At 71.8% G+C, this 14,004-nt stretch carries 11 protein-coding genes; 8 read left to right on the forward strand and 3 right to left on the reverse strand.

The genetic code is table 11. The features are described from left to right. Positions 1-71: 71 nt before the first annotated feature. A complete protein-coding gene (locus ABZV06_RS01840) occupies positions 72-992 on the forward strand; it encodes a hydroxymethylglutaryl-CoA lyase (RefSeq protein ID WP_355242832.1) in 921 nt (306 codons plus the stop codon). A 57-nt stretch (positions 993-1,049) separates the two neighbouring features. On the opposite strand, the gene ABZV06_RS01845 is transcribed toward ABZV06_RS01840, so the two are convergent. Beyond that, entirely contained in the window at positions 1,050-1,610 is a 561-nt protein-coding gene (locus tag ABZV06_RS01845; protein WP_355242829.1) for a snapalysin family zinc-dependent metalloprotease, read from the reverse strand. A gap of 162 nt (positions 1,611-1,772) precedes the next feature. Here ABZV06_RS01845 and ABZV06_RS01850 point away from each other — a divergent pair, with 162 nt between their 5' ends. The 3 genes from ABZV06_RS01850 to ABZV06_RS01860 all read left to right on the forward strand — a co-directional run bounded on the left by ABZV06_RS01850 (position 1,773) and on the right by ABZV06_RS01860 (position 7,341). After that, positions 1,773-3,305 (forward strand): acyl-CoA carboxylase subunit beta, encoded by a 1,533-nt coding sequence (locus tag ABZV06_RS01850; protein WP_355617763.1) that lies wholly within the window; start codon positions 1,773-1,775, stop codon positions 3,303-3,305. 65 nt (positions 3,306-3,370) lie between these two features. Continuing rightward, entirely contained in the window at positions 3,371-4,519 is a 1,149-nt protein-coding gene (locus tag ABZV06_RS01855) for an acyl-CoA dehydrogenase family protein (protein ID WP_355242823.1), read from the forward strand. Between the two features lie 143 nt (positions 4,520-4,662). Further along, positions 4,663-7,341 (forward strand): helix-turn-helix domain-containing protein, encoded by a 2,679-nt coding sequence (locus ABZV06_RS01860; protein WP_355617766.1) that lies wholly within the window; start codon positions 4,663-4,665, stop codon positions 7,339-7,341. Positions 7,342-7,582: 241 nt separating this feature from the next. Here ABZV06_RS01860 and ABZV06_RS01865 read toward each other — a convergent pair whose 3' ends face one another. Next, entirely contained in the window at positions 7,583-8,083 is a 501-nt protein-coding gene (locus ABZV06_RS01865) for a MarR family transcriptional regulator (RefSeq protein ID WP_355242817.1), read from the reverse strand. A 100-nt stretch (positions 8,084-8,183) separates the two neighbouring features. Between ABZV06_RS01865 and ABZV06_RS01870 the strand changes: the two genes are divergently transcribed. Beyond that, positions 8,184-8,768, forward strand: coding sequence for a YceI family protein (locus ABZV06_RS01870; RefSeq protein WP_355617769.1), 585 nt, complete (start codon positions 8,184-8,186; stop codon positions 8,766-8,768). Between the two features lie 285 nt (positions 8,769-9,053). Further along, positions 9,054-10,532, forward strand: a complete 1,479-nt coding sequence (locus ABZV06_RS01875; protein WP_355242812.1) for a glutamate--cysteine ligase — start codon at positions 9,054-9,056, stop codon at positions 10,530-10,532. 177 nt (positions 10,533-10,709) lie between these two features. On the opposite strand, the gene ABZV06_RS01880 is transcribed toward ABZV06_RS01875, so the two are convergent. Continuing rightward, entirely contained in the window at positions 10,710-12,245 is a 1,536-nt protein-coding gene (locus ABZV06_RS01880) for a hypothetical protein (RefSeq protein WP_355617771.1), read from the reverse strand. Between the two features lie 122 nt (positions 12,246-12,367). Here ABZV06_RS01880 and ABZV06_RS01885 point away from each other — a divergent pair, with 122 nt between their 5' ends. Further along, entirely contained in the window at positions 12,368-13,069 is a 702-nt protein-coding gene (locus tag ABZV06_RS01885) for a PASTA domain-containing protein (RefSeq protein WP_355242806.1), read from the forward strand. Positions 13,070-13,199: 130 nt separating this feature from the next. After that, entirely contained in the window at positions 13,200-14,003 is an 804-nt protein-coding gene (locus ABZV06_RS01890; protein WP_355242803.1) for a PASTA domain-containing protein, read from the forward strand. Position 14,004 lies beyond the last annotated feature (1 nt).

The raw sequence follows: 14,004 nt of genomic DNA on the forward strand, positions 1-14,004 counted from the left end.
TCCGGCGGGCCGACACTGGCACCCAACAGCACCGACCGCCGCCCCCCATCCGACGTCACAGCGAGGTGACCATGAGCCAGTTGCCGGATTCCGTCTCCATCCGCGAGGTCGGGCCGCGAGACGGGTTGCAGAACGAGGAGCCGATTCCCGCCGACGCCAAGGTGCGGCTCCTCGACGCGCTCTCCGCCACCGGGGTACGCCGGATCGAGGCGGTGTCGTTCGTGCACCCGAAGGCGATCCCGCAGATGGCTGACGCCGACGAGGTGTGGCGGCGGGCGGCGAAGACCGACGGCGTGCGGTACTCGGCGCTGGTGCCGAACACCCGGGGCGCGCAGCGGGCCCTGGCCGCCGGGTTCACCGAGATCGAGGTCGTGGTGTCGGCCAGCGACACCCACAACCGCCGGAACGTCAACCGCTCGACCGACGAGTCGTTGGACGACATCGCCGAGCTGATCGACCTCCTGCACGGGGCCTGGGCGCGGGTCGAGGTGATCGTGGCGACCAGCTTCGGGTGCCCGTACGAGGGGGACATCGACCCGGGGCGGGTCGCCGGCATCGTCGACCGCGTGGTCCGCGACGGCGCGGACCGGGTGGCGTTCGGCGACACGACCGGCATGGCCACTCCGCGTCGGGTCCGTGAGCTGCTGACCGCGGTACGCGACCGCAACGCCCACGTGCCGGTGCTGCTGCACTTCCACAACACCCGGGGTACGGCGCTGGCCAACCTGCTGACCGCACTGGAGCTGGGGGTGACCGAGTTCGACGCGAGCGTCGGTGGCCTGGGCGGCTGCCCGTACGCGCCGGGCGCCAGCGGCAACCTGGCCACCGAGGAGGCGGTGCACATGCTGCACGACATGGGCATCGACACCGGCATCGACCTGGACGCCCTGATCGAGGTGGCCGAGCTGGCCGAGGAGCTGCTCGGCAAGAAGCTGCCCTCGGGCGTGCTGCGGGCGGGCCCGCGTACCCGGCTGACGCCGATGCCGAGCTGAGGACGCGACGAAGGGGCCGGCGGAACACGCCGGCCCCTTCGTGGTGCGCGGGTTCGGTCAGCCCACCGTGGTGAGCGCCGCCGGCCAGCTGTCACGGAAGATGTCCGCGCTGCGGTCGGTCGCGCTGAACGTGCCGGCGAAGAGGCTGCTCACCCGGTTCGCCTCGGCGGTGCTCGGGTACGGGTTGGTGCAGCTGGTGCCGGCGCTGCCGCCGGACATCAGGATCGCGCAGTTGCCGTTGTAGTTGTCCGGCAGACCGAGGATGTGCCCGATCTCGTGGGTCATGATCCGAAGCGGGCTGTACTGCGCCGCCTGCTGCGTGTCGATGTAGACCCGGCCGTTGCCGAGGCTGGTCCGCACGGCGTACGAGCCGCCGCCGGTGATCTGGTAGATCCGCAGGTTCGAGCCGCAGTTCGCGGAGAGCGTCAGGTTGCTGGTGGCGTTGTTCCAGATCGAGGCGGACTGGTTGGCGGTGCCGGCGTAGGCGCCTGCCTGGCTGGTGTTGTAGCAGATGGTCATCGCGGCGGACGCGGGCGCGGGGTTGGCGACCGTGACGCCGAGCGTGGCACCTGCCGTCGCGACCAACGCGACGGCGAGCCGACTGAGTCGTGAGGTCATCGCTGACTCCTATCCAAGAGGGGGTGTCAGGAGCCTATCCACAGAGATTAATAGATTTCAATGTTTCGCTCAAAGGAGCGTCCGTCGATCGTGGGTCGCCGGAGGGTGCGCGAATGCGATAGCCTAACGATCGTTCAGGTCAACACGGGCGAGGGAGTCGGCGTGACGCTCGACGGTGAGGCGCTGGAGCAACTGCGCAAGCGGGCCCGGTCCGGCGGCGCGGACAAGTACCACGCGGCCAACGAGGCCAAGGGCAAGCTCTTCGCGCGCGAACGTGTCGCGCTGCTGGTCGACGAGGGTTCCTTCGTCGAGGACGGCCTCTACGCCAACGCGCTCGCCGAAGGCCTGCCCGCCGACGGCGTGGTCACCGGCACCGCCACGATCGACGGCCGGCAGGTCTGCCTGATGGCCAACGACTCCACCGTCAAGGCCGGCAGTTGGGGCGCCCGTACCGTCGAGAAGATCATCCGGATCATCGAGCGGGCCTACGGTGCCGGCGTGCCGATGGTCTACCTGGTCGACTCGGCCGGCGCGCGGATCACCGACCAGGTCGACCTCTTCCCCGGTCGCCGTGGCGCCGGCAAGATCTTCTGGAACCAGGTCCGCGCCTCGGGCTCGATCCCGCAGGTCTGCGCGCTGTTCGGCCCGAGCGCCGCCGGAGGGGCGTACATCCCGGCGTTCTGCGACGTGGTCGCGCTGGTCGACGGCAACGCCAGCATGTATCTCGGCTCCGACCGGATGGTCGAGATGGTCACCGGGGAGAAGACCACCCTGGAGGCGATGGGCGGGGCCAAGGTGCACACCGCCGAATCCGGTGTCGGTCACTTCCTCTGCAAGACCGAGGCCGACGCGCTCGACGTGGTGAAGACCTACCTGTCGTACCTGCCGGCGAACTGGACCCAGGCGCCGCCGACCGCGCCGGCGGTCGCCGCGTCCGCGAAGGTCGACCTGGCCGCGCTGGTGCCGGCCAGCGAGCGGCAGGCGTTCGACATGCGACGGTACGTCAAGGGCCTGCTCGACGAGGGTTCCTTCTTTGAGATCCAGGCGCTGTGGGCCAAGGAGTTGACGATCGGCTTCGGTCGCCTCGACGGCCAGGTCGTCGGCGTTATCGGCAACAACTCGATGTTCAAGGGCGGCGTGCTCTTCGTCGACTCGGCCGACAAGGCCACCCGGTTCGTGCAGCTCTGCGACGCGTTCAACGTGCCACTGCTCTTCCTCAGCGACGTCCCCGGCTTCATGGTGGGCAGCGCCGTCGAGAAGCAGGGCATCATCCGGCACGGCGCCAAGATGATCACCGCGATCTCCGAGGCGACCGTGCCGAAGATCTGCGTGGTCGTCCGCAAGGCGTACGGCGCGGGCCTGTACGCGATGGCCGGCCCCGGCTTCGAACCCGACGCGACGATCGCGCTGCCCACCGCGAAGATCGCGGTCATGGGGGCCGAGGCCGCCGTGAACGCCGTCTACGCCAACAAGATCGCGGCGATCGAGGACGCGGACGAGCGGGCCGCCTTCGTGGCCGCCAAGCGGGCCGAGTACGAGCAGGACATCGACGTCGTCCGGCTCGCCAGCGAGATGGTGGTGGACGCCATCGTCGAGCCCCACGACCTGCGTACGGAGCTGGTCCGCCGGTTCGCGGCGGCGCGTACGAAGGACCGGCACTTCTCCCGACGCCGGCACGGCGTCACCCCGGTCTGACCCGCACAGCCACCCGTCCCGGCGTCACGAGCGCCCCGGCGGACCGTCCCCACCAGGAGGATGAGATGGACTTCCGGCTCACCGACGAACAAGCGGCGCTGCGGGAGAGCGTGCGGGACTTCGCCCGCGAGGTGGTCGCCCCGGTCATCGCCGAGCACTACGAGCGACACACCTTCCCGTACGAGGTGATCCGGCAGATGGGCAAGATGGGCCTGTTCGGCCTGCCCTTCGGCGAGGAGCACGGCGGGATGGGCGGCGACTACTTCGCCCTGTGTCTGGCTTTGGAGGAGTTGGCCCGGGTCGACTCCAGCGTGGCCATCACGCTGGAGGCGGCCGTGTCGTTGGGCGCGATGCCGATCTACCGCTTCGGCACCGAGGAGCAGAAGGCGACCTGGCTGCCCCGGCTGCTCAGCGGCGAGGCGCTTGCCGGGTTCGGGCTCACCGAGCCGGGCACCGGCTCCGACGCCGGCGGCACCCAGACGCGTGCCGTGCTGGACGGCGACGAGTGGGTGATCAACGGTTCGAAGGCGTTCATCACCAACTCGGGCACCGACATCACGGCCATGGTGACCGTCACCGCGGTGACCGGCACCAACCCGGACGGCTCCAAGGAGCTGTCGACGATCATCGTGCCGACCGGTACGCCCGGCTTCACGGTGGCCCCCGGCTACTCCAAGGTCGGGTGGACAGCCTCGGACACCCACGAGCTGACCTTCGACGACTGTCGGGTGCCGGCGGCCAACCTGCTCGGTACGCGCGGCCGAGGGTTCGCCCAGTTCCTACGGATCCTCGACGAGGGCCGGATCGCCATCGCCGCGCTGGCCGTCGGCCTCGCCCAGGGCTGTGTCGACGAGTCCATCAGGTACGCCAAGGAGCGGCACGCCTTCGGTCGACCGATCGGCGACAACCAGGCCGTCCAGTTCAAGATCGCGGACATGGAGCTGAAGGCGCACACCGCCCGGCTGGCCTACTACGACGCCGCCGCCCGGATGCTGGCCGGCGAGCCGTTCAAGCGGCAGGCCGCCATCGCGAAGCTGCACGCGAGCACGATCGCGGTGGACAACGCCCGCGAGGCCACCCAGATCCACGGCGGCTACGGCTTCATGAACGAGTACCCGGTCGCCCGGTTCTGGCGGGACTCCAAGATCCTTGAAATCGGTGAGGGCACCAGCGAGGTGCAGCGCATGATCATCGCCCGCGATCTGGGTCTCTGACCCCACCGGAGCACACGGGTCCGCGGCAGTACTGGAGCGGCCACTGTCGATCAACCGTTCGGCTGTCGGATATCGGCGAGCGGACGTCGGCAGGACGACGTTCGACTGCCGATGGTCGGAGGCGAACCGTACTCTTCGTGCCCATGACTCCGGATCATGGACGGTCGCGGAGCCCGGACGGTCGTACCGGGCTGCCGGAGCTGCTCCGTGCGCACCGGCGCTCCGCCGGCCTGACGCAGGCGGAGCTGGCGTCCCGTGCCGGAGTCGGCGTGCGGACCGTGCGGGACCTGGAGCGTGGCCGCTCGGTTCGACCGCAGCGCACCACCGTCGATCTGCTCGCCTCGGCGTTGGGGCTCGCCGGCGCCGCCCGGGTGGCGTTCCTGGCCACGGCTCGCGGCGCGATCGGCGGTGAGCTGTCCGGGTCGGATGTCATCTCGGGAACGCCCGGCGGCGCATCGACGGCCGACGCGACACGGGCCGACGCGCCGGTCGCGCTTCCGCCCCCGGTCGCCCTGATCGGACGCGACCGTGACGTCACCGAGCTGGCCGCGATGCTGACCGCGGAGCACGGCCCCCGGCTGGTCAGCCTCGTCGGATTGGCCGGTGTCGGCAAGACCGCGCTCGCACTCGCCGTGGCCCACGCGGCGGCACGCGCCCATCCGGGCGGTGTGGCCGGCGTGCTGGTCGGCCAGGGCTCGGACGCGCCGGACGTGCTCGCTGCCTCGATGACGGTCCTCGGCACCGCCCGGCTGCCGGAACTCGTCGCCCGTCTCGCCGGCCGGCCGGCGCTGCTGGTCATGGACGCCGTCGAACGCGCTCCCGGCCCGGTGGCCGAGACAGTGCACCGGCTGGGCGCGGCACTGCCGTCACTGCGGGTGCTGGTCACCGGACGGCACCCGGTCGGGCTGCCCGGCGAACGGGTCTGGCCGGTCGCCCCGCTCGAGGTGCCGCCGCCGGACGCCGAGCACTCCGGCCCGGCCACGCTCGTCTCGTGGCCTGCGGTCGCCCTGTTCATCGCACGGCTCGCCCAGGTCCGTCGGGAGCCGCCCAGCCCCGACGAGCTACCGGCGCTGGCCGCGCTGGTCCGCCGGCTGGGCGGCCTGCCACTGGCGATCGAGCTGATGGCCGCTCGGGGACGGCTGCTCGATCTCACCGAACTGCTCGACAGGTACGGCGACCGCGTGCTGGACCTGACCACCTCGACCGACCCGACCCGGGGTCGGTGGGACGGGCCGGAGGTGGCCGCCCGCCGTCCGTACGCCACCGATGCCACGCGAGCGGCGGTGGCGGTGACCCTGCGGGACGCGGTGGCGACCAGCTACCGCCTGCTCGCCGCGGACGAGCGCGACGCGCTGCGGCGACTCGCCATGTTCGGCAACCGGTGGTCGGTGGAGATGGCCGAGGAGATGCTCACCGACGAGGCCGACCGGGACGGCACGGTTGCCATCGACCCGGTCCCACTGCTGGACCGCCTGGTCGAGCTGGGCCTGCTGAGCGTCCGCGGCACCGGGCCGTTCCGGTTCCGTCTGCTCGACACGGTCCGTGACTTCGCCGTCGAGCAGGCCGTCGGTGGTGGTGAGCTGACCTGCGTACGACGTCGACACGCGGAGGTGATCGCCCGGCTCGTGGCGCGGACCGCCACCGAACTGGCCGGCCCCCGGATGCTCGACGCGGTACACCGGCTCGACGAGGTGAGCAGCGACATCAGCACCGCGCTAACCCATGCGGCCTCCGACGACCCGTTGACCGCGCTGCGGCTCGCCGCCTGCCTACCCCGCTGGTGGCGCTTTCGTGGGCGCGACGTCGCCGGGCGGCAGTGGCTGCGACGGTTGCTGGCCGACCCGCGAACCGCCGACGCGGACCCGATCCTGCGTGGTTGGGCCAGCCTCGGCGTGGCGCGGCTCGCCGCCGAACACGGCGCCGAGGCCGACGAGGTCCCGACGGCGCGTGTCGCGTTGGAGGTCTTCCGACAGTCCGGCGACGTGACCGGCGAGCTGGAGGCACGAAGCGTGCTCGGCGCGCTGCTGACCAGCGTCGGCGAGCACGACGAGGCGCGGGAACAGGCCGAGGCGGTGCTCCGGCTCGCCGCCCGCAACGGGCGTACCCGTGATCTGGCGGTGGCGCAGAACAGCCTTGCCTGGCACGAGATCCGCGTCGGCGACCTGGCTGCGGCGCGCCGCCGGCTGGCTGCCGTGGACCGGCTCGCCGCGGAGGGCGGTGAGCAGCGGCTGCGGGTGCTGGCCTGGGCCAACCGTGCCGAAGTGTCCCGCCTCGAGGGCCGGTACGCCGACGCCGTCGACCAGGGGCGGCGGGCGGTCGCGGCGCTGTTCGAGCTGGGCGACCCGGGTCATCGCCGGCGCGTGCTGGGCACTGTCGGCCTGGCGCTCGCCCAGGACGGACGTGTCACGGAGGCGACCGAGGTGCTCACCGAACTGCGCGTGGGCACCGCCGAGGCGACGCTCGCCGCGCCGGGGCAGCAGTGGACCGGGCGGGTCGGGCTGCCGCGACCACGCTCGGACGACACGGTGTTGTCGTGGAGCGGGCCGGAGGTGGGAATCTGCGCGCTGATCGAGGGGAACCTGGCGCTGCACGCGGGTGATCGGGAGTTGGCGGCCGAGTGGTTCGCCGCCGCCGTCGAGGCCGGTCACGACCGGCGGGACGTGGTGGAGGCGCTGGTGGGCCTCGCCGCGAGCACCGGCGACCCGGCCGTCCTCGATCGTCTCGACCGGGTCTGCGAGGACACCGGCATCCGGCTGCTGCCGCAGGAGTCCGGTCTGCTCTACGCACTGATCGCCGCGCGGGGCGGATCCACCGAACGGTGAGTGGACGCCTGTCGCCCTCAGTGGACTTCCGGGTCGAGAGTGGCGCGGGCGAAGAGCCCCCTTGGTGCTACCCCTCGCTGTTCGCCCGCGCCGTCACCCCCCGGTGATTCCCCGGTGGGCGAAAGCCTGCCACCGTTGCCGGGTAGAAAGGTGTTCTTCAAGAGGTTTGTCCGGTCCACAAGGTCAGTTCTGCCGGTCTTTCTGCCGGTGTCGCCCGGACGCCCTTCGTGCGGGCCAGCGCTCAGGTCGGGTCGCAGTCGTCGGCCATCTCCTGCTCGGTGCTGCCGGCGGTGGCGCCAGGATGGACGGCGTCCCGCACCCGTCGCAGGCCGTCGAGCAGCGCCGCCAGCGCCTCGGGTTCGAGTTGGCCGGTGAACCACTGCTCGATGATCCGTAGATGCCCGGGCAGCGTCTCGTCGAGCCGCTGCATCCCGGACGTGGTGACCACCGCGTACGAGCTGCGACGGTCGTTCGGGCATGCTCGGCGGGTGAGTAGCCCGTCGCGTTCCATCCGGTCCACCACGCGGGTCACCCCGCTCGTGGACAGGGAGGTCTGTGCGGCGAGGTCGGTCATCCGCAGTTGGTTGCCCGGCGAGCGGGCCAGGCGGGTAATCACCTCGAACTCGACCTGAGAGAGGCCGTGCTCCTCGAGTTGGGCGGCGAACCGGGCCGAGAGCCCGGCGTGGGCCTCGTACAGGAGGCCAACCGCAGTGATCCGGGGGTCGTCGAACACGTTGGTCACTCGTTCATCCTACCAGTACTTGACACGGGGAATGTTGTTGCGGTTATATTTGCTCAAGCAGTCGTTGGGCTACTAAACAATCCTCTGGAGGACACCAGTCATGACCAGCAGCATCGACGCGGTTACCCGCGACTGGGACGGTCTCACCATCCCGGCGGCCGGCACCTACGTGCTGGACGCGGCGCACAAGCGGGTCGGATTCGTCGCCCGGCACATGATGGTGAGCAAGGTCCGCGGTGAGTTCAACGAGGCGACCGCCACCATCACGATCGCCGAGGACCCGCTCCAGTCCTCGGTCGTCGCGACCATCCAGGCTGCCAGCATCGACACCACCCAGGGTGACCGGGACGCGCACCTGCGCAGCCCCGAGTTCCTGGACGCGGAGAAGTACCCGACCCTGGAGTTCCGCAGCACCGGCGTGAAGTCCCGCAACGGCAACGAGTTCGTGCTCAACGGTGAGCTGACCATCAAGGACGTCACCCGTCCGGTCGAGCTGAAGGTCGAGTTCGAGGGCGTGGGCCGCAGCCCGTTCGGTGCCCAGGACGTCTTCGGCTTCTCCGCGAGCACCGAGATCGACCGCGAGGAGTTCGGCCTGACCTGGAACGTCGCCCTGGAGACCGGCGGCGTCCTGGTCGGCCGCAAGATCAAGATCGAGATCGAGGGCGAAGGCATCCGCCAGGCCTGATCTCACGGATCACCGGTACGCCGGGCCCGCGCCGTACGTCGGCGCGGGCCCGGCGTCGTCCGTACCAGGCGCGTGTGAATTGTCACGACTTGTTCTTGCCAACGCGGGGTCCCGCACGATGCCGACGGGGTAGAGATGGCGCCACGAGCGCATCCGCTTCCCGCCGGCGTCGGACACCGTCGTCGGCCTCTGGCCCTGGCCAGGCGAGCGCTCTTACCGTTGATGGTTCACAATGCGCTTTCCGGGACGGCATGATCCCGACCGCGCCGGTTGTCGGGAGGACACATGGGCAGGGACGTCTCGCAGGGCGCCTTCACCCGGGAGGACCGCGTCCGCTACCGGCAGAAGGTCCGGCGGTGCCTCGACGTCTTCGCCCTGATGCTCGACGACTTCGGGTTCGACGCCGACCGGCCGATGACCGGCCTCGAGATCGAGCTCAACCTGGTCGACTCGGCGGCCGAGCCGGCGATGCGCAACGAGGAGATCCTCGCCGAGATCGCCGATCCGCTGTTCCAGACCGAGTTGGGGCAGTTCAACCTGGAGTTGAACGCGGAGCCCCGGCTGATCGAGGGTGCCGGGTTCGCCGACTACGAACACGACCTGCGCAGCAGCCTCTCCCGGGCCGACGAACGTGCTGCCAGGTCCGACGCCAAGATCGTCCTGGTCGGCATCCTGCCCACCCTCACCGAGGGGCACCTCGTCGAGGACAACCTCTCCACCAACGAGCGCTACCGGGTGCTCAACGACCAGATCGTCGGCGCCCGGGGCGAGGCCATCGAGCTCGACATCCGGGGTGTCGAGCAGTTGCGCACGCACACCGACTCGATCGCCCCCGAGGCGGCCTGCACGAGTCTCCAGTTCCACCTCCAGGTCGCGCCGGACAGCTTCGCCGACTACTGGAACGCGTCCCAGGCCGTTGCCGGAGTGCAGGTGGCGGTCGGGGCCAACTCGCCCTTCCTCTACGGTCGCCAACTGTGGGCCGAGACCCGCATCGCCCTGTTCAAGCAGGCCACCGACACCCGACCGGAAGAACTCAAGGCCCAGGGCGTACGTCCCCGGGTCTGGTTCGGCGAACGCTGGATCACCTCGATCTTCGATCTGTTCGAGGAGAACGTCCGGTACTTCCCACCGCTGCTGCCGATCTGCGAGGACGAGGATCCGGTGGAGGTGCTGCACGCCGGCGGGGTGCCCCAGCTGAGCGAGCTGCGGCTGCACAACGGCACGGTCTACCGCTGGAACCGCCCGGTCTACGACATCATGAACGGCCGCCCGCACCTCCGGGTGGAGAACCGCGTGCTGCCCGCGGGTCCGACAGTGGTGGACATGCTGGCCAACGCGGCCCTCTACTTCGGGCTGGTCCGTGGTCTCGCGGAGGCCGACCGACCGATCTGGAGCCAGCTCACCTTCTCCTCGGCCGAGGAGAACTTCCACTCGGCGGCCCGTCGTGGTCTGGACGCCGTGCTGCACTGGCCCCGGGTCGGTGACGTTCCGGTCACCAAGCTCGTGCTGGACCAGCTACTGCCCGTCGCCGCGACCGGGCTGGACGGCTTCGGTGTCGCCCCGGAGCAGCGGGACCGGCTCCTCGGCATCATCGAGCAGCGCTGCCGCACCGGCCGCAACGGCTCCGTCTGGCAGACCGAGGCGGTCTGGTCGGCCGAGCGGCAGCGGGGCTTGGACCGCCCGGCAGCCCTGCACCACATGGTCAAGCGCTACGCGGAACTCCAACGCACCAACGAGCCAGTCCACACCTGGCCCGTCGACTAACCCCCACCCCCACCCCCACCCCACCCCCACCCCCGGCCCACCGACCCACCACCCCGCGCTGTTGATCATGAAGTTGTTGCCACCCGCCGCGGCGTGTCCCAGCAATAACTTCATGATCAACGGAGGGGGACGGTGGGGGTGGGGTGGGTGGGTGCGGGGAGGGGACGGTGGGGTGGGTCAGGTGGTGGTGCGGCGGGGTGGGCGGGCCCGGTGGGGGGTCGGGGTGTCGGCCGGGACTGCGGCGTCCGGGGCGGGGCGTGGGGCGGGGACGCGGGGTTCGGCGGTGGTCGCGTCGTCCGGCTGGGTGTCCGGCGTGGTCGGCGCCGCGGCGGTCCTGCCTCGTCGGGCTGCCGTACCGGCTGCGGCGTCGCTCACCGAACGGGCGCGGCGTCCCGGTCGGGTGCCGTCCGAGTCGCCCTCCCGGGTAGGCGTCGGGCGCGAGGTCGGGCCGAGCCCCGTGGCTCGGGTGGAATCCGCCCGAGTGGCCGACTCCGGTTCGGGGGAGCCGGCCGCAGTGGTCGACACCGGTTCGGATGAGCGGGCCGCGGGCGTCGACCCCGCTTTGCGTGGTGCCACCGGTCCGGTCGGCGTCGGTTCTGTGTGGTCGGTCGCCGTCGCCCGGCCGGGATCGTCGGCCGGGGCGGTCGGGCCTCGATCGGCGGCACGTCGGCGGTTGCCGCGTTCGGCGAGGCGGGCGACCAGTATCGAACCGCCGACGCCGGCGATCACCGCGTACGGGGCGATGAGCTGGGTCGAGAACTGTGCCGGCCCCGGGGTCGCCCAACGCGGCACGGTGGTCAGGTAGGCGAGTGCGACGAGCAGCGGGCCGGCCGCGCCGGAGGCCGCAGCGCCCACCCGGTGCCCGCCCGACCGCACGGCGCCCCGGGCGGTGAGGGCACCGATCAGGAGCGCGGGTACGAGCGCCAGCAGCGCGCCGGGCCAGTAGATCTGGCCCCCGATCCAGTACCGCGCGTGGTCCGGGTCGAGCTGCCACGTGCCGAGTTGGGCGCCGGTCAGCCCGCGTCCGACGCGTACACCGTCGATGACCGAGACCACCGCGAGCAGCCACAGCCAGGCGGCCGTCGCGGTGATGTTCAGCGCGACGGTACGGGACCGCAGCGCCCAGAGCGCGACGACAACGCCGATCAGGATTCCCAGCGCCGCGTGCAGGGCCGCGACCCGCTGCGGCACACCGGTGTCGGCACCCACGGCGACCCGGGCCGGTACGGCGACCAGCAGGACGGTGACGAGCCCGCCGAGGCCGGCGCCGAGTGCCAGGGACAGCCGCCGGAACAGGCCGCCGCGCTCGTCCGTCAGCGGTGCCGACCGATCGACGGCCACGGCCGGCCGGTCGTGCGCCGCGTCGGCATCCCCGGTCCGGGTCGGCCGTTCGGGCGCGATCATCGCCGGCTGCGGCAGGTCAGCCTCGACCGTGGGGATGGTGGTCGGTGCGGCGTCGGTCGTCGGCGGGTCGGCCGGTGCGGCACGCTGGTGCAGTCGCTGCGCGCAGACCGCACCCAGCACCGTCGAGCTGGCGGCGAGCCAGGTGGCCCAGGCGAGACCGTCGGCCCAGGCCGTGCCGTTGGCCCCGGCCTCGGTCGGCGTCCAGGTGATGACGCCGAGCCCGTAGCCGAAGCCCAGTTGCGCGGCGCCCGCGCCGGCAGCGACCCCGACCGCCGTCGCGATCGATACTCCCCAGCCCCGTCTGGCCATGCCGGGCAGCGTAACGTCCCGTCGTCGGTGCGGCGAGTCGCAGTGACCCGCCGGTATGGACCGTCGGCACAACGTGATGGGCGGCGAACGGTACGGTCGCCGGTGATGAGGCGGTGGGCGGTATGACGGACGCGAACACGGGTCGACAGGATTCCGGCGGCGGCCGGGACGGCGGCGGTGGCAGCCGAGCCAGTGTGCTGCTCGGTGGCGGGCTGGTCGCGGTGCTCCTGGCCGTGGTGGGCGCCACCGGTGGCTGGCTGCTGGCCGGCGACGACGACGAATCTCCGACGAACCCGCAGGCCGTCGCCACGGCGACCGGTACGCCGACCGACGAGGCCACCTCGGCTCGGCCGACCACCGGTCGGACCACTCCGTCCGCTCCCCGGACGACCGCCTCGGCGACGAAGGGGACCGGGCTGACCGTACCTCCGGTGGTCGGGGCCGACTTCGTGCAGGCGCGCGAGATGCTGCGCAAGCAACGGTTGGGGTGGCGTCTGGTCTTCGGCGGCGGCATCGGGCGCACGGTGGAGAGAGCCTCGCCGGCCGTGGGCACCACGGTGACCCGGGGTACCACCGTCGAGCTGCAGATCCCCGGTCCGGCGCCCGCCGCCGAGGTGCCCGACGTGGTCGGCGACGACTGCGCCAAGGCAGCGGACGAGCTGGTTGAGGCGGGGCTCTACCCGAGTTACCGCAGTGGGCGCAGCGGAAAGGTCAGTCAGCAGGTACCGGCCGAGGACGGTCCGGCCCGCTGGAACGACGAGGTCAGCATCTGGTGTGGGGCGGCGGCTCCGCCGAGCCAGCCGACGGCCAAGCCCACCACCTGACCGACCCCGACCTTCCCCGACCCGCCGGCGGCACGCGGTTCGCGTCACCGATGCCGGCCGATGTCGACGTGGCCGGTTAGGTTGACGGTCGAGGGCCAGGGCGCCCGCCCGGTTCGGGAAAGGACGTGCCATGAGCGACGACCGCCAGGAGCCGCCCGCCGGGCCCGACGACGACCGGACCCGCCCTCTGCCGCCAGCCGGCGGCCGTCCGCAGCAGCCGGAACCCACCGCGTCGCCGGACGAGACGATGCCGATCGATCGGGCGGCGTCGGGTGGCAGCGCGTCGCCGGACGAGACGATGCCTATCGACCGGGCCGCGTCGGCGAATGACCGGACCGCACGGATGCCGGTGGAGCGGTCGATGCCGCCGGCGTGGTCCGGGCGGGCCGAGGTACGAGCGCCTCGCCCGGCCGAACCGTCGGCGGACTGGTACGTGGAGGAGCAGGGCGGCCGGCGTTGGTGGCTGCCGATCCTCTGGGGCGTACTCGCGTTGTTGCTCGCCGCCCTGCTCGGTACGGCCCTGTGGGTGGTGCTGAGCGCGCGGGAGGACGACCCCGACGGCCCGGCCACGCCGTCTGTCCCGCCGGCCAGCGTCACGGCGCCGCCGAGCAGCAGCGCCCCGACGTCGGCGGCGCCCAGCAGCGCGTCGCCGAGCAGCCCGGCGGCCACCACCGAGGAGGCGCAGATACCGGTGCCGCCGCTCACCGGGCTTGGACAGTCGACCGCCGAGGGGCTGCTGGAACGGCTGGGCCTGAGCTACCGGGTGGTGTACCGCCCGTCCGAACTGCCGCCCGGGACCGTGGTGCGGACCGATCCGGCTGCCGGCACCCTGGTGGGGACCGACGAGGAGGTGCAGGTGGTGGTCTCCCAGGCCCGGCCCTCGACGGAGGTCAGCCAGACCAGCCTGAGCCCAACGGCGACGACCACGCCGTGAC

This window comes from Micromonospora sp. NPDC005172 (genome assembly GCF_040608555.1).
In the GTDB taxonomy this organism is placed as follows: Bacteria; Actinomycetota; Actinomycetes; order Mycobacteriales; family Micromonosporaceae; genus Micromonospora.